16 protein-coding genes are annotated in these 15,620 nt (G+C 73.1%); 8 read left to right on the forward strand and 8 right to left on the reverse strand.

Going from position 1 to position 15,620, the window contains the following annotated elements:
- Nucleotides 1-2: 2 nt before the first annotated feature.
- From KG102_RS10050 to KG102_RS10075, 6 genes are all read left to right on the forward strand, one after another.
- Nucleotides 3-695 (forward strand): type 1 glutamine amidotransferase, encoded by a 693-nt coding sequence (locus KG102_RS10050; RefSeq protein ID WP_249667274.1) that lies wholly within the window; start codon nt 3-5, stop codon nt 693-695.
- A complete protein-coding gene (locus KG102_RS10055) occupies nt 692-1,378 on the forward strand; it encodes an NUDIX hydrolase (RefSeq protein ID WP_208289080.1) in 687 nt (228 codons plus the stop codon). The genes KG102_RS10050 and KG102_RS10055 overlap by 4 nt, the downstream gene beginning before the upstream one ends.
- A 1-nt stretch (nt 1,379) precedes the next feature.
- Entirely contained in the window at nt 1,380-2,249 is an 870-nt protein-coding gene (locus tag KG102_RS10060; RefSeq protein ID WP_208289079.1) for an aminoglycoside phosphotransferase family protein, read from the forward strand.
- A 20-nt stretch (nt 2,250-2,269) separates the two neighbouring features.
- Nucleotides 2,270-2,686 (forward strand): DUF1801 domain-containing protein, encoded by a 417-nt coding sequence (locus KG102_RS10065; RefSeq protein ID WP_208289078.1) that lies wholly within the window; start codon nt 2,270-2,272, stop codon nt 2,684-2,686.
- A gap of 29 nt (nt 2,687-2,715) precedes the next feature.
- Nucleotides 2,716-3,618: an arginase family protein gene (locus KG102_RS10070; protein ID WP_208289077.1), complete on the forward strand. Its 903-nt coding sequence runs from the start codon at nt 2,716-2,718 to the stop codon at nt 3,616-3,618.
- Nucleotides 3,619-3,694: 76 nt separating this feature from the next.
- The gene (locus KG102_RS10075) at nt 3,695-5,014 is read left to right on the forward strand and encodes a hypothetical protein (RefSeq protein WP_208289076.1); all 1,320 of its coding nucleotides are present in this window, start codon (nt 3,695-3,697) and stop codon (nt 5,012-5,014) included.
- A gap of 11 nt (nt 5,015-5,025) precedes the next feature.
- Here KG102_RS10075 and KG102_RS10080 read toward each other — a convergent pair whose 3' ends face one another.
- The 7 genes from KG102_RS10080 to KG102_RS10110 form a co-directional block, all read right to left on the reverse strand.
- Complete coding sequence (locus tag KG102_RS10080; RefSeq protein WP_208289075.1) at nt 5,026-5,667, reverse strand: hypothetical protein; 642 nt, start codon at nt 5,665-5,667, stop codon at nt 5,026-5,028.
- Nucleotides 5,664-6,287: a hypothetical protein gene (locus tag KG102_RS10085; RefSeq protein ID WP_208289074.1), complete on the reverse strand. Its 624-nt coding sequence runs from the start codon at nt 6,285-6,287 to the stop codon at nt 5,664-5,666. Before KG102_RS10085 ends, KG102_RS10080 begins: the two co-directional genes overlap by 4 nt.
- Nucleotides 6,284-6,970, reverse strand: a complete 687-nt coding sequence (locus KG102_RS10090) for a hypothetical protein (protein ID WP_208289073.1) — start codon at nt 6,968-6,970, stop codon at nt 6,284-6,286. The genes KG102_RS10085 and KG102_RS10090 overlap by 4 nt, the downstream gene beginning before the upstream one ends.
- Before the next feature lie 122 nt (nt 6,971-7,092).
- A complete protein-coding gene (gene acnA / locus KG102_RS10095; RefSeq protein WP_208289072.1) occupies nt 7,093-9,837 on the reverse strand; it encodes an aconitate hydratase AcnA in 2,745 nt (914 codons plus the stop codon).
- A 205-nt stretch (nt 9,838-10,042) separates the two neighbouring features.
- A complete protein-coding gene (locus tag KG102_RS10100) occupies nt 10,043-10,213 on the reverse strand; it encodes a translation initiation factor 2 (RefSeq protein WP_208214392.1) in 171 nt (56 codons plus the stop codon).
- Nucleotides 10,214-10,295: 82 nt separating this feature from the next.
- The gene (locus tag KG102_RS10105) at nt 10,296-11,564 is read right to left on the reverse strand and encodes a class I SAM-dependent RNA methyltransferase (RefSeq protein WP_208289071.1); all 1,269 of its coding nucleotides are present in this window, start codon (nt 11,562-11,564) and stop codon (nt 10,296-10,298) included.
- Nucleotides 11,554-13,557: an APC family permease gene (locus KG102_RS10110; protein WP_208289070.1), complete on the reverse strand. Its 2,004-nt coding sequence runs from the start codon at nt 13,555-13,557 to the stop codon at nt 11,554-11,556. Before KG102_RS10110 ends, KG102_RS10105 begins: the two co-directional genes overlap by 11 nt.
- A gap of 86 nt (nt 13,558-13,643) precedes the next feature.
- Between KG102_RS10110 and KG102_RS10115 the strand changes: the two genes are divergently transcribed.
- Both KG102_RS10115 and KG102_RS10120 read left to right on the forward strand, forming a co-directional pair.
- The gene (locus KG102_RS10115) at nt 13,644-14,294 is read left to right on the forward strand and encodes a potassium channel family protein (protein WP_208214440.1); all 651 of its coding nucleotides are present in this window, start codon (nt 13,644-13,646) and stop codon (nt 14,292-14,294) included.
- Nucleotides 14,291-14,965 carry a potassium channel family protein gene (locus KG102_RS10120; RefSeq protein ID WP_208214395.1) on the forward strand — a complete coding sequence of 225 codons (675 nt, stop codon included), beginning with the start codon at nt 14,291-14,293 and terminating at the stop codon, nt 14,963-14,965. The genes KG102_RS10115 and KG102_RS10120 overlap by 4 nt, the downstream gene beginning before the upstream one ends.
- Here the strand turns inward: KG102_RS10120 and KG102_RS10125 are convergent.
- Nucleotides 14,898-15,569: a DUF3159 domain-containing protein gene (locus tag KG102_RS10125; protein WP_208214441.1), complete on the reverse strand. Its 672-nt coding sequence runs from the start codon at nt 15,567-15,569 to the stop codon at nt 14,898-14,900. The two genes, KG102_RS10120 and KG102_RS10125, sit on opposite strands and share 68 nt — an antisense overlap.
- Between the last annotated feature and the right edge of the window lie 51 nt (nt 15,570-15,620).

Raw genomic sequence — 15,620 nt, forward strand, 5'->3', positions numbered from 1 at the left:
GCGTGCGTCCGGTCCTCGTGATCACGCACGCCCCGCACGAGGGCCCCGGGCTCATCGCGCCCGGCCTCGACGCACCGCTGCGGGTGCGGACCGTCCTCGACCTCGAGGACGCGCGGCTCCCGCGCCTCGACGAGGTCTCGGGGGTGGTCGTCATGGGCGGGCCGATGGACGCGGACGACGTGTCGGGCCATCCCGGCCTGGCCGCGGAGCGCGCCCTGCTGGCCGCGGCGGTGGACGCCGACGTGCCCGTGCTCGGCGTGTGCCTCGGCATGCAGCTCCTCGCGCTCGCGCTGGGCTCGCACCTGCACCGGCGTGCCGCCACCGAGATCGGGTTCGCCCCGATCGACGTCCTGGCCGAGGACGAGGTGCTCGGTGCGCTCGGCACGCGACCGACCGTGCTGCACTGGCACTCCGACGCCGTCGACCTGCCGCCCGGCGCCACGCTGCTGGCCTCCACCGAGGCGACTCCCGTGCAGGCGTTCCGCGCCGGCAGCGCCCTGGGACTGCAGTTCCACCCCGAGCTCGACGCCGGGATGCTCGACCTCTGGCTGAGCACGCCGGACATGGTGGGCGAGCTGTCGGCCGAGGACGTCGACGAGATCCGCAGCGACGGTGCCCGGCACCTGCCCGCCCTCCTCCCCTCCGCCGAGAAGATGTTCGCCGCCTTCGGGGAGCTCGTGCGAGCTCGCGGATGAGCTCGCCGACACCGGACGGGCGCGGCGCGCGCGCGGAGCTCGCGGAGCTGTGCGCGCGCGGTGTCGACTGGCGCGTCGACCCCGCACGCGTCCTGGGCGACGTGTCGAGCGCCCGTCCCGCCGCGGTGCTGGTGCTGTTCGGCGCCCTGGACCCGGCTCCCGCCCGCACCGGCTCCCCCGCGGTCGCCCGCGACCTGGACGTGCTGCTGCAGCGGCGCGCCGGCACCCTCGGCCACCACGCCGGGCAGATCGCGTTCCCCGGGGGTCGGCTCGAGCCGTCCGACGCCGGGCCGCGGGAGGCGGCCCTGCGCGAGGCGGTCGAGGAGGTCGGGCTGGACCCCACCGGCGTCGAGGTGCTCGGCACCCTGCCACCCCTGCCCGTGCCGGTCAGCAACCACCTGGTGACGCCGGTCCCCGCGTGGTGGACACGTCCGTCCCAGGTCGCCGCGGTCGACCACGCCGAGACGGTGGACGTGTTCCGGGTGCCGGTCGCCGACCTGCTCGACCCCGACAACCGCGCCAGCGTCGAGCACACCCGCTGGGGCCGCGCGGTCCGGACGCCCGCGTTCACCGTCGACGGCGTGCTCGTCTGGGGCTTCACGGCGATCGTGCTGTCCCGGATGTTCGACGCGCTCGGCTGGGCGGTGCCGTACGACGTCCGCCGGATCGTGGCGGTGCGCTGACGTGGTGCATCCCCTCCTGGAGATCGACGTCACACAGGAGCTGGTCCGCTCGCTCCTGCGCGAGCAGCACCCCGACCTCGCCGACCTGCCGCTGTCCTGGGCGGGCACCGGCTGGGACAACGCGCTGTGGCGGGTCGGGGAGCACCTGACCGCCCGCTTCCCCGTGCGGGAGGTCTCCGCTCCCCTGGTGACCCACGAGCAGCGCTGGTTGCCCGTGCTGGCGCCGCTGCTCCCCGTCGACGTGCCCGTGCCCGTCCGGGTCGGCGTGCCGTCGGCCGCGTACCCGTGGGCGTGGAGCGTCGTGCCGTGGTTCGACGGGGTCCCGGCGCACCACACCCCGGTCCCGGACCGCACCGCGTGGGCGCCGCAGCTCGCGGAGTTCTTCCTCGCGCTGCACCGACCGGCTCCCGCGGACGCTCCGGCCAACCCGTTCCGGGGCGTGCCGCTCGACCCCCGCGCGGAGGTGCTCGTCGAGCGCGTGGAGCGGCTGGGCCTGCCGGACGCCGACCGCATCCTCGAGCGCCGGCGTGACCTGGCCGCCGCCCCGCCGTGGGACGGCCCACCCCTCTGGCTGCACGGCGACCCGCATCCCGCCAACCTGCTGGCGCACGACGGGCGCCTGCGCGCCGTCATTGACTTCGGCGACGTGACCTCGGGCGACCCGGCCTCGGACCTGGCGACCGCGTGGCTCACGTTCGATGCCGAGGGCCGCGCCCGGCTGCGGGAACGGCTGGCGTACGACAGCTCGACGTGGCGGCGCGCGCAGGCCTGGGCGCTGCACATGGCGGTCGTCCTGCAGATGCACCCCGTCGACCATCCGCACCTCGCCGAGATCGGTCGGCACGGGATCTCGCAGGCGCTCTCGGACTGATCCGGTGGGATGCTGGCTCGATGGCGCACGAGCCGAACGGCACCTCCGACGTCGACGCCTTCCTCGCGGCCGTCGATCACCCGGTCCGCCGTCGCGACGCGCTGGCGCTCGCTGCCCTGATGGCGCGGGTGACCGGTGAGCAACCACGCATGTGGGGCCCGAGCATCGTCGGCTTCGGTACCCACCACTACGTGTACCCCTCGGGTCGTGAGGGCGACACGCCCGCCACCGCCTTCTCACCGCGCAAGGCGGCGACCACGATCTACCTCGCCGACGGGACCGAGGCGCACGCCGAGCTGCTCGGTGTCCTCGGTCCGCACACGCTCGGCAAGGGCTGTCTGTACGTCAAGGACCTCGAGACGGTCGACCCGGGCGTGCTCGAGCAGATCCTGCGCCGCTCGTACGCCGCGGTGACCGAGGGGACGTTCGGCGGTTGAGTGTCGGTGGTCGCTCCTAGCCTGGCCCGATGTCCAACCGCACGCTCGGCGTCCTCGGGGTGCCTTCCAGCGCAGCAGCCCACGCACCCGGTCTCGAACGCTCTCCCGCGGCGCTGCGCGCAGCCGGGCTGCTCACTGCGCTCGGGGCGTCGGGCCGCGCCGTGGTCGACCACGGCGACACCCCGCAGGCCCGGTGGCGCCCCGACCCGCCGGAGCGGTCCAACCCGCACGACGTCGCCCGGGTCCGCGCGGGCCTGCAGGACGTGCGCGAGGCGCTCGGCCCGGTCCTGGCGTCCGGGCACCTGCCGGTCGTCCTCGGCGGCGAGTGCACCGTGACGCTCGCCGTGCTGGCGGCGTCGGCCGAGCGGGGCCTGGACCTCGGACTCGTCTACGTCGACGGCGGGCAGGACCTCCACGTGCCCGCCGACCACCCGGACGAGCCGATCGCGGACTCCATGGGCGTCGCGCACCTGCTCGACCTGCCCGGTGCACACGACGACCTGGCGGGCCTGGGTCCGCGCCGACCGCTCCTGGCTCCCGACCGGCTGTGCTTCGTCGGCTTCGCGGACGACGACGAGGACGTGCACGGCCTGGTCCAATCCGTGCGCATCCCGGCGGAGGTCGTGCACCAGGACCCGCGGGCGGCCGCGCACCAGGCCCTGGCCGCGGTGGCGCACGCGGCCGACGGGTTCATCGTCCACCTCGACGTCGACGTGCTGGACACGTTTACCCTGCCGCTCGCGGACATCCCGCAGTACGGCCGCGGGCTGACCCCGTCCGTCCTGCAGGAGCTCCTGGCCGGGCTCATGTCCGCGCCCGGCTGGTCGGGCCTGGTCCTGGTGGAGGCCAACCCGGATCGCGACGACGAGAACGGCACCGCGATGCGGGCGCTGGTCGACCTCGTGGGCGCGGCGGTCAGCGCCTCCCGCTGACGCCCGACCGCCTCCGGGCGGGTGACATCGTGGCGGTCCGCCCCGCCGCGGCACGTCGCACGCCATGATGTCCGCCGTGACCGACGCATCGACCACCACCTCCGCACCACCTGCTGGCCTGCGTGCCTGGCTGCGCGACCTCGGCACGGTCGTGGCCCAGGGTGTGCGCCTGTGGCTGCGCAGCTGGCCGCTGCTGCTCGTGATCGCCCTGCTAGCCGTGGCCGGACGGCACGCCGCAGGGTGGGCCGCCGTCAACGCGTCGAGCGTGAACAACACGCTCGGCTGGGCGGTGCTCGTGCTCGCCCCGCTGAGCATGGTCGCGGGGATCGTCGCGATGCTGCACGTCCTGCGGCGCGACCTGCCGGCGCTCGACGCCATCGGGCGCTCCCGGGGCCCCGACGACGCCCCCGGCCACGAGCGCGGGCTGGTCGACGTGCTGGCCTCGGTGTTCGTGCCGTTCCTCGCGCTGTACGCGTCGTACGGGCTCCTGGCCGAGGACCGGGCCCGCTTCCTCAACACGGCGACCTACCGCGAGTTCATCGAGAACGGGTTCTCGCTCACGGGCGACGGTCCCGACGGCGGCTTCGTCGACCTGGCCACGGGTTGGGGCCTGGTCGCCCTGGTGGTGGTGGCCGTCGTGCTCCGCTGGCTCCTGGGCCGGTGGGAGGCGCGCAGTCACCGGCGGGCGATCGCGTTCGGCGGTGCGTACGTCGAGGCGTTCTGGCTCCTGGCGGTGGCGGCCTTCGCGACGCAGCTCCTGGACGAGGTCTGGGCCTGGATCGAGAGCCGGCGCGCCGTCTCCATCGTCCTCGACTGGTGGCTCACGCTGCTCGACGCGCTCGGCCCGGTGGCAGGTCCCGTCGACGCGGCCGTGAACGCCGCCGCGGGGGTGCTGGGCAACCTCGACGACCTCGTCGTGATCCCGCTCGCGTGGCTGACCGTCGGTGCGGTCGTCTACGGGCACAAGCTCGCGGCTCCACCGAAGCGCGAGCCGCGCATCCGGCTCGCCGCGTGGCAGCGGCTGCCCGCCCCCGTGCGCCGCTGGACCACCGAGGCTGCCGCTCCCGTCGTGGGCGACGTGCGGGGCCGCTTCACCGCACTCGTCGACGGGCTGCGCCGCCTGGCGATCGCCGGCCTGGGCACGATGCTGGTGTTCGCGCTCGCCTTCCTTGCCGCGACCCGGATCGAGGAGGGCCTCCTCCTGCTCGCTCGCGCGGTCAGCGGGCCGCGGGACGTCGACACCTGGCTCGCGTTCGCGCCCATGGTGACGTCGGTCGCGACGGCCCTCGGCCTGACGGTGACGATGGCGCTCCTCGCGGCCGGCGTGGACCGCATCCTCGCGGGACAGCACGCCGCAGCGCTCGCTGCGCCGGCGCAGGTGGCGCCGGCCGGGTAGGGCGCGCCGGTTCAGCCCTGGCGGTCCGGCACCTCGAGCAGGACGTACTGCGGCATCTGCCACCACAGCACCACGTCGGCGATCTCCACGTCGTCGGGGACGACGACCACCGGCGACACGGACCACGTCTCGGGCCGGGGCGGCGTGCTCTGCTCCGACAGGACGTCGTCGAGGTCGCCCAGCGACGGTCGCGGCCCCGGCGTGTCCGCCGGGACGCACGGGACCACCGCCTGCAGCGCACCCCCGCTGTTCCACTCGTACACGTAGCGCGTCCCGGTCGCGTCCCGCACCGCGAGCGAGCAGCCGGTGAGCACGACGTCGGGATCGGCACTCAGCGTGAGGTCCACCTGGACCGCCCGGGTGCCGGCCGGCAGCGTCATGTCGTCCGGCAGCACCGGCGCGTCATCGACGCCGTCGAGGCGCACCTGCACGTCGACCGGCATGGTGCCCCCGACGCCGTCGAGGACGCGCTGGCGGAACTGGATGCTCTCGCCACCCTCGGCGGTCGCCGGGCGACGCAGGTCCTGCTGCCACCACATCGTCCGGACGCGGTCCCCCGACGCCGCGAGGGCGAGCACGAGAGCAGCCGGCAGGGCGACCAGCGCCCAGCGGTTGCGCCGCCACCACCCCGGCGCCGTGCCGGCCGCGCTCACGGCTGCACGTCCGAGGACCTGGTGGCGACGACCGGCGTGTCGTCGGCGGCCCACGCGTCGGCGTCGGCCCGCGTCAGCCCGAGATCGATCTCGGCGACGTCGTCGCGACGCTGGTCCTTCTGCTCCAGCCCGATGCGCAGCCGCGCTCCGGGCACCGCCTCGGGCGGGAGCTCGACCTGCACGGTCGCGTAGCGCGGGATCCCGGGCTGCGACGTGCCGGGCAGGAACGTCGAGCGCCCGCCGGTGAAGACCCGGTAGGTGCGGCCGTCCCCGCCGAGCAGCTCCGCGAACCCGAGCGCGCGCGGCTGCCCCTTGGTCTCGATCGTCAGCGGGACCGCGAGCCACACGCCCGGCGTGGCGAGCAGCGTGGAACCGTCGCCGGGGTCGAGGACCGTCGAACCGGTGGGTGCACCGGCCGTCAGGTGCGCGTAGCGGAGCTGGACCCGCTCGCCGACGGCTGCGGGGCGGACGAACGAGGCCTGGACGCGCTCGTCGACCGGGAACGCGGCGACGACGACGTGCCCCACGGCGAGCGCCGCCAGCACGGCCGCGCCCGCACCGAGCGTCTGGGCCCGGGGACGGCGCGGCGCAGGGACGGGGCCCGGTGTCGGCGTGCTCACGCGTCGCCCTCCGCGTCGGCGTCGGACCGGGCCGCCCGAACGTCGAGCTCGGCCTGCAGCGTGGTGGTGGGGTCCCACCACGCCATGGTCGGGTCGAGGCTGCCGCTGCGCCACGTGTGCCGCTGGAGCAGCACGGTCGCGGTGGTGGGCGGCTCGACGGACCCCTCCTGCTCGAACAGGAACACGGCCTCGTACGTCAGGCCCGGCTGCACCGGGCTGAGCGACGAGCCGTCCTCCAGGAGCGCGATCGACGTGCTGGTGACCCCCGGGACCACGAGGCCGGTCTCCTTGACCAGGCCCTCCACGTCGGTGAGCGTGAGCGCGTCACGCAGCGTGACGCCGAGGATGCCGGCGTCGCTCGTGTTGCGCAGTGTCGCGACGACACCGATCCACCGGTTGCCGTCCTCGGTCAGGTACTGCCCCGGCAGGTCGGTGGTCCACACGACTCGGTGCACGGTCAGCTCGAACGGTGCGACCTCGACCGGCGTGTCGAGCACGAGGACCTCGGGAGCGTCCTGCGTCTGCTCCTGGAGGCCGCCGAACGCCGCCGTGACCGCGAGGAGCACGACCGCGCCGCCCATGCCGATGCGCCGCAGGGGCTGGTCGAGTACGCGGCGCGCGACGGTGCTGCCGCTGCTGCGCGCGCGGGCGCGCAGGTCAGCGGGGGCGGCGGGTCCGGACACGCGCCCGAGTGTAGGGGCGCGTGCGGCCGGCCGCGCCGCCCCAGCGGGTGAGGTCGCTGGGCCATGACGCACGACGGCCCCCGAGCACCTCGCGGTGGTCGGGGGCCGTCGCGCCGCGCAGATCAGGCCTTGACGAGCGAGCGAAGCACGTACTGCAGGATGCCGCCGTTGCGGTAGTAGTCCGCCTCGCCGGGGGTGTCGATGCGCAGCACCGCGTCGAACGCCACGACCGAGCCGTCGGCCTTCGTGGCCGTCACGGCCAGCGTGCGCGGCGTCGCGCCCTCGTTCAGCGCGATGACACCGGTGATGTCGAACGTCTCGGTGCCGTCCAGGCCGAGCGACTCGGCCGACTCACCCTCCGGGAACTGCAGCGGCAGCACGCCCATCCCGATGAGGTTCGAGCGGTGGATCCGCTCGAAGCTCTCGGTGATGACCGCCTTGACGCCCAGCAGGCTGGTGCCCTTGGCGGCCCAGTCGCGCGACGAGCCGGAGCCGTACTCCTTGCCGCCCAGGACCACCAGCGGGATGCCGGCCGCCTGGTACGCCTGCGAGGCGTCATAGATCGACGACTGCTCGCCCGTGAGGAGGTTCCTGGTGAACCCGCCCTCGACGCCGGGGACCAGCTGGTTGCGCAGCCGGATGTTGGCGAACGTGCCGCGGATCATGACCTCGTGGTTGCCGCGGCGCGAGCCGTAGGAGTTGAAGTCGCGACGACCCACGCCGTGCTCGGCCAGGTACAGGCCGGCGGGGCTGTCCGCCTTGATCGAACCGGCCGGGCTGATGTGGTCGGTGGTGACCGAGTCGCCCAGCTTGGCGAGCACCCGCGCACCGTGGATGTCCACCACGGGCGCCGGCTGCGCCTGCATGCCCTCGAAGTACGGGGGCTTGCGGACGTAGGTGGACTGGGGGTCCCACTCGAACGTGGCGCCCTCGGGCGTCGGAAGTGCGCGCCACCGCTCGTCACCGGCGAACACGTCCGCGTAGTCCTTGGTGAACATCGCACGGTCGATGGAGGCGTCGATCGTGGCCTGCACCTCGTCCGGCGTGGGCCAGATGTCCCGCAGGAAGATCGGCTGCCCGGTCTCGTCGCGACCCAGCGGGTCCGCCTCGAAGTCGAAGTCCATGGTGCCGGCCAGGGCGTAGGCGATGACCAGCGGCGGGGACGCCAGGTAGTTCATCTTGATGTCGGGGTTGATGCGCCCCTCGAAGTTGCGGTTGCCGGACAGCACGGCGGCGACGGCCAGGTCGTGCTCCTGCACGGCCTCCGAGATCTTCTCGTCCAGCGGGCCCGAGTTGCCGATGCAGGTGGCGCAGCCGTACCCGACCAGGTGGAAGCCCAGCTTCTCGAGGTACGGCCACATGCCGGCCTTCTCGTAGTAGTTGGTGACGACCTGCGAGCCGGGCGCCATCGACGTCTTGACCCACGGCTTGGCGGTGAGGCCCTTCTCGACGGCCTTCTTGGCGACGAGGGCGGCGGCCATCATCACCGACGGGTTGGACGTGTTGGTGCACGACGTGATCGAGGCGATCGCGACCGCACCGTGGAACAGGTCGAACGAGCGACCCTGCGTGTCCGTCACAGGGAACACGCGGGTGGCCGACGACGTGATCGCGGGCGAGTCCGACGCGGGGAACGACTCGCGCTCGGCCTGGTCGACCCCGTTGGTGGTCTCCGGGGCGTACGTGGGCAGGTCGCGCTGGAACTGCTCCTTGGCACGCGAGAGCTCGATGCGGTCCTGCGGGCGCTTCGGGCCGGCGATCGACGGCACGACCGTGGACAGGTCGAGCTCGAGGTACTCGGAGAACACCGGCTGGACGTACCCCTCCGCGGTGGGGTCCAGCCACATGCCCTGCTCCTTGGCGTACGCCTCGACGAGCGCGAGCTGCTCCTCCGAGCGCCCGGTGAGGCGCAGGTAGTCGATGGTCACGGAGTCGATCGGGAAGATGGCGGCCGTCGAGCCGAACTCGGGGCTCATGTTGCCGATCGTCGCGCGGTTGGCCAGCGGCACGGCCGCGACGCCCTCGCCGTAGAACTCGACGAACTTGCCGACGACGCCGTGCTGGCGCAGCTTCTGCGTGATCGTCAGCACGATGTCGGTTGCCGTGACGCCGAGCGGGATGGAGCCGGTGAGCTTGAAGCCGACCACGCGCGGGATGAGCATCGACACCGGCTGACCGAGCATGGCGGCCTCGGCCTCGATGCCACCGACGCCCCAGCCGAGCACGCCCAGACCGTTCACCATCGTGGTGTGCGAGTCGGTGCCGACGCAGGTGTCGGGATACGCCTTGCCGTCACGCACCATCACGACCCGAGCCAGGTACTCGATGTTCACCTGGTGCACGATGCCTGTGCCCGGCGGGACGACCTTGAAGTCGTCGAAGGCCGTCTGGCCCCAGCGCAGGAACTGGTACCGCTCGAAGTTGCGCTCGTACTCCAGCGCGACGTTGCGCTCGAACGCGTCGGCGCGGCCGGCCACGTCGATCTGCACGGAGTGGTCGATGACGAGCTCGGCCGGCGCCAGCGGGTTGATCCTGGCGGCGTCACCGCCGAGGTCGACGACGGCCTCGCGCATGGTGGCCAGGTCGACCACGCAGGGCACGCCGGTGAAGTCCTGCATGATCACGCGCGCAGGCGTGAACTGGATCTCGGTGTCGGGCTGGGCGTCCGGGTCCCACTGCGCGAGCGCGCGCACGTGGTCGGCGGTGATGTTCGCGCCGTCCTCGGTGCGCAGCAGGTTCTCGGCGAGCACCTTGAGGCTGAACGGCAGGCGCTCCACCCCGGGCACCGCCGAGAGTCGGAACACCTCGTAGGAGGCGTCACCGACCTCGAGTGTTCCCTTCGAACCGAAGCTGTCGACGCTGCTCACGGGGGGCTCCTTCGCTGGCGAGTGTGCCGGTGGTGCTGCCGGGGATGGCGCTCACCCGGACCGCTGTACGGTGCGACCTCCCAGCCCGGTGGCCGGGGTCGCGATTTATCTTGACATCAAGATACATGCTCGCGGGCCCCCGCGCACGCACGTCCACGTCGGCGTGGCGCAGGTGCACGGGGGCCCGCGGCTCCGTCGGTCGTACTCAGTGCCCGCCGGCCCGTTCGGCGTCCAGGGCGTCCTGCGCCTTGCGCTCGGCCTCGATCGCGCGTTCGTGCGAGCGCGGGTCGTACTCCGGCGTGCCCTGCTTGTGCAGCTCCTGGGTGACCAGCCGCTTGGCCTCCGCCAGCCGGCTCACCGCGTCCTTCTCGCTCACCGTGCCGCTCCTCCCTGCCGGGCCGTGGCCGGTCCGGCGACGCCGACCACGCTAGTGCGGGCTCCGGCGGCGTGCACGCGCGTCACCGCGTCAGGACGGCCACGGCCTCGAGGTGGTGGGTCATCGGGAACAGGTCGTACGCCTGCAGGTCCGCCAGGGCGTAGCCGGCATCGGCGAACAGTGCGATGTCCCGGGCCAGCGCGGCCGGGTCACAGGCCACGTAGACCACGCGCTCCGGACGCAGCTCGGTGATCCCGGCGACGACCTTGCGCCCGGCTCCCGTGCGCGGCGGGTCGAGCACGACCGCGTCCGCGTGCACCACGTCGGAGTCGGCGTCCACCTGCCCCGAGAGCACCCGAGCCACGTCGCCCGCGTGCAGCTCGACGTTGCTCCGGCTGTGCAGGTTGCGACGCGCGTCCTTGACCGCACGCGCGTCGCCCTCCACGGAGACGACCTGGCCGGTCTCGCCGACGGCGTCGGACAGCGGCGCCGTGAACAGACCCGCACCCGCGTAGAGGTCGAGGACCGACGCACCGTCCACGTCACCGAGCCCGGCGAGGACCGCGGCGACCAGCAGGTCCGGCGCCTCACGGTGCACCTGCCAGAAGCCGGTCCCGGTCACGCGGAAGTCGTAGCCCACCTCTCCGTGCTGGACGTGCTCCTTGACGGCCGTGCGGGCGTTCGGGCGGCCGTCCATGCGGCCGCGGCCCAGGTCGAACGGGGCGCCGTCGACGAGCACGAGCGGTGCGTCACCGCTGGACGGGGCGATCGCCTCGATCCGGGCACCGCCGGACCAGCGACGGCCGAACAGGTCGAGGGCAGCGATCGCCTCGTTGGCCAGTGGCATCGAGTCGAGCACGTGCACGTCGTGCGAGCGGAAGCCGTACATGCCGGCGCGTCCCTCGGCGTCGGTGACCAGCTCGATGCGCGTGCGCCAGCCGAGCCCACCGCGCTCGTCGTCGCCCGGCGCCGCCTGCACCGGCACCTCGAGGTCCAGCTTGGCCAGGCGCCGCAGCTGCTCGGCCAGGACCGCGGTCTTCCAGGTGCGCTGGGCGGGCAGCGCGACGTGCGCGAGCTCTCCCCCGCCGACGCCGCCCGGTCCGGCCGCGGGCCACGCCGACTCGACGCGGTCCGGCGACGCCTCGAGGATCTCGACGGCGTCTGCGCGCCAGAACTTGGCGGTCTCCCCGGCGTCGGTCAGGCGGGCGCGCACGCGCTCGCCGGGCAGGGTGTGCCGGACGAAGATGACGCGTCCCTCGTGCCTGGCGACGCAGTGCCCGCCGTGGGCCACCGGGCCGATCTCGAGCTCGACGAGCCCCTCGGAACGGTCGGATGAAGTCTCAGTAGCCACGCGGCACGGTACCCCGGACGGGCTCCTCGAGCCCCGTCTGCCCCTCGGAGGAGGCCAGCTGCCACGGCACGGACGCCACCACGACGCCCGGCGTGAACAGCAGCCTGCCCTTGAGCCGCAGCGCCGACTGGTTGTGCAGCAGCTGCTCCCACCAGTGCCCGACCACGTACTCGGGGATGTAGACGACGACGAGGTCACGGGGGCTCTCGCGTCGGATCGAGCGCACGTACGTCAGCACGGGGCGCGTGATCTCGCGGAAGGGTGAGTCGAGCACCCGCAGGGGCACGGGGAGGTTCATCGCCTCCCACTGCTCGCGCAGGACCGCGACGTCGTCGGGGTCGACCCCGACCGTGACCGCCTCCAGCAGCTGCGGTCGTGACGCGCGGGCATAGGCCAGCGCGCGCATCGTCGGACGGTGCAGGTGCGAGACGAGGACGATCGCGTGCACGCGGCTGGGCAGCGCGCGCGCCGCCTCCGCGTCGGTGCCCAGGGCGAGCTCGGCACGGACCTGCGCGTAGTGCCGGTGGATCGACTGCATGAGCACGAAGACGACCGCCATGGCCAGGATCGCGATCCAGGCGCCGTGCGTGAACTTGGTGATCAGGACCACGACGAGCACGGTCGCGGTCATCGCCAGGCCCACCGAGTTGATGATGCGCGAGCGCTTCATCCGCGTCCGCGCCGCCGGGTCCGGCTCCGTGCGCAGGTGCCGGGTCCAGTGCCGCACCATGCCCAGCTGGCTGATGGTGAACGAGACGAAGACACCCACGATGTAGAGCTGGATCAGCCTGCTCACCTGCGCGTCGAACGCCCAGATCAGCACGATGGCCGCCAGCGCGAGGGTCACGATGCCGTTGGAGAACGCCAGCCGGTCGCCGCGCGTGTGCAGCTGACGGGGCAGGTAGCCGTCACGCGCCAGGATCGAGCCGAGGACGGGGAACCCGTTGAAGGCCGTGTTCGCGGCGAGCACGAGGATGAGGCCCGTGACGACGGCCACGAGGATCGCGACGACCGGCACCCCGGAGAACACCGACGCCGACAGCTGGCTGATCACCGGGTGCTGGACGTAGCTCTCCGCCACCGGCGCCCCGTTGTCCAGGAGCTGTGCGTGCGGGTCCTCGGCGTACACCACGCCCGTGGCGCGCGACAGCAGCAGGATCGACATGATCATCGCGATCGAGAGCCCGCCCAGGAGCGCCAGCGTCGTCGCCGCGTTCTTCGACTTCGGCTTCTTGAACGCCGGCACGCCGTTGCTGATCGCCTCCACACCGGTCAGGGCGGCACACCCCGAGGCGAACGCGCGGAGGATCAGGAAGAAGCCGGCGAGACCGGTCAGGCCCTGGTCGAACGCTGCCTCCGGGGCCAGCTCGAAGCCCGCGCTCTCCGCCATGGTCACGTTCCCGGTGAGCACCTGGACCGCGCCCACGACGGCGATCGAGCCGATGGCGAGCATGAACAGGTACACGGGGATGGCGAAGAGGCTGCCGGACTCCTTGACGCCGCGCAGGTTCGCGAGCGTGAGCAGCACCACGAGCCCGATCGCGAAGAGCGGCTCGTGCCCGCGCAGGGCCGGGAACGCCGAGGCCGCGTACTGCGCACCGGACGAGATGGAGACCGCGACCGTCAGGACGTAGTCGACCAGCAGCGCGCTGGCGACGGTGACGCCCGCGTTCTTGCCCAGGTTCGTGGTCGCGACCTCGTAGTCGCCGCCGCCGGACGGGTACGCGTGCACGTTCTGCCGGTACGACGCGACGACCACGAGCATGACCGCGACGACCGCCAGCCCGACCCACGGCGACACGACGAGCGCCGTCATCCCCGCGAGCGAGAGGGTCAGCAGGATCTCGTCGGGCGCGTACGCGACCGAGGAGAGCGCGTCGGACGCGAAGACCGGTAGGGCGATGCGCTTCGGCAGGAGCGTGTGGCCGAGCCGGTCGCTGCGGACGGGACGTCCGAGCAACAGGCGTTTGGCGGCATCCGAGAGGTCCGACACGATCCGCAATGCTAGGCCTGCTCGGGACCGCCCACACCACCGTGCGGCGCACGGGTATAGCGTGCCCCACTGTGCACTTCGTGATCATGGGATGCGGCCGGGTCGGAGCGACCCTCGCCAAGAGCCTCGAGGACAACGGCCACTCGGTCTCCGTCATCGACCAGAACCCGGAGGCCTTCCGCCGCCTGGACGCCGACTTCGGCGGCAACAAGGTCACCGGTCTGGGGTTCGACCGCGACACGCTCACGCAGGCCGGGATCGAGGACGCGTTCGCGTTCGCCGCGGTCTCGGACGGTGACAACTCGAACATCCTCGCCGCGCGCGTCGTGCGGGAGACGTTCGGGGTGGAGAACGTGGTGGCGCGCATCTACGACCCGCACCGGGCGGAGATCTACCAGCGGCTCGGCATCCCGACGGTCGCGACGGTCCGCTGGACCGCGCACCAGGTGCTGCGCAGGCTGCTGCCCATGGGCGCGACGGACGAGTGGCGCGACTCCTCGGGGCAGATCCAGCTCTCCCAGGTGGACGTCCACCCGGGCTGGGTCGGCCGGCCCCTGCGCATGCTCGAGGACGCCACCGGCGCCCGCATCGCGTATCTCACCCGCTACGGCGACGGCCTGCTGCCGACCGCCACCACCGTCCTGCAGGAGAACGACACCGTGCACGTGCTCATGCGGGCGGACGCCTCCGCCCTGGTCGAACGCATCCTCACCAGCGCCCCGGCGGTGACCGCGTGAGGGTCGTCATCGCCGGTGCCGGGTCCGTCGGACGCTCCATCGCCCGCGAGCTCCTCGGGCACGGCCACGAGGTCACGCTCATCGACCGCCAGCCGTCCGCCATGCGCGTCTCGCAGGTGGCCGACGCCGACTGGCTGCTGGCCGACGCGTGCGAGCTGCCGACGCTGCGCGAGGTCAAGACCGACGAGTGCGACGTCGTGGTCGCGGCGACCGGCGACGACAAGGCCAACCTCGTCATCTCGCTGCTGGCCAAGACCGAGTTCGGCGTCCCGCGCACGGTGGCGCGCGTGAACAACCCGAAGAACGAGTGGATGTTCGACGAGGCGTGGGGCGTCGACGTGGCCGTGTCCACGCCGCGGATCATGACGGCGATGGTCGAGGAGGCCGTCACCGTCGGCGACCTGGTCCGCATCTTCACGTTCCACCAGTCCCGGGCCGACATCCTCGAGCTCACGCTGCCCGACGACTCGCCCCTCGCCGGGGTGCGGGTCGGTCAGATCACGTGGCCCGCGGACACGGTCCTGGCCTGCATCGTGCGCGACGCGCGGCCGATCGCACCCAGCCCGGACGACACGCTGGAGGGTCGCGACGAGCTGCTGTTCGTCACCGCTCGGGACGCGGACGAGGCCGAACTGGAAGCGCTGCTGACCCACGGACCAGCGACCAGCTGAGCCAGAGCGTCAGCGCGGTCAGCGGGAGCCCCATCGCCAGCTTGGCGGTGCCGAGCCACGCCACCTCGTCCGCGAGGTACAGCGGCACCTGGACCACGAGCCGCAACGCGAACATCGCCACCCAGGGCCAGGTGGCCAGCGCGTACCGGCGACGCAGCACGGCGTCGCTGCGCCACGCGATCGCGGCGCCCCACGACCCGCTGCTGGACAACGGCCCCTCCGGGCGGAACAGGCCCATGACGAGACCGACCAGCGGCCAGCCGGCCAGGACCGACGCCAGCGTGCCGACCAGGTAGACCACGTTGACCCAGAGCCCGTACGCGAAGTAGTCCGACGCGTCACCCGACCGCCACGCCCACACCACGCCGATGCCGACGCCGAGCAGGCCGGAGAAGGCCTGCGTGACGGGCGTCCGCTGCGCCAGCCGGACGATCACCGCCAGCACGGCGGCGCCCGAGGCCGCGACGAGCGCGGGCGTGAGCCGCTGCCCCGAGGCGATGTAGACCACCACGAACAGCAGGCCGGGCGCGACGGACTCGATCACGCCGCGCACGCCGCCGAGGGCGTCCGCCGCGGAGAACTGCTCGGCGGTCAGCGCACGCATCCCACGCAGGCCGCCCTCCTCGGGCGGGACGACGTCGTCGATGGCGTCCAG

Source organism: Cellulomonas fengjieae (assembly GCF_018388465.1).
Lineage (GTDB): Bacteria > Actinomycetota > Actinomycetes > Actinomycetales > Cellulomonadaceae > Cellulomonas > Cellulomonas fengjieae.

What these genes read in the sequence shown, in the direction of transcription:
- KG102_RS10115 (WP_208214440.1), top strand. Translation starts at nt 13,644, where the DNA reads ATGGGATGCGGCCGGGTCGGAGCGACCCTCGCCAAGAGCCTCGAGGAC.
- KG102_RS10070 (WP_208289077.1), top strand. Translation starts at nt 2,716, where the DNA reads ATGTCCAACCGCACGCTCGGCGTCCTCGGGGTGCCTTCCAGCGCAGCA.
- KG102_RS10125 (WP_208214441.1), bottom strand. Translation starts at nt 15,569, where the DNA reads ATGCGTGCGCTGACCGCCGAGCAGTTCTCCGCGGCGGACGCCCTCGGC.
- KG102_RS10055 (WP_208289080.1), top strand. Translation starts at nt 692, where the DNA reads ATGAGCTCGCCGACACCGGACGGGCGCGGCGCGCGCGCGGAGCTCGCG.
- KG102_RS10065 (WP_208289078.1), top strand. Translation starts at nt 2,270, where the DNA reads ATGGCGCACGAGCCGAACGGCACCTCCGACGTCGACGCCTTCCTCGCG.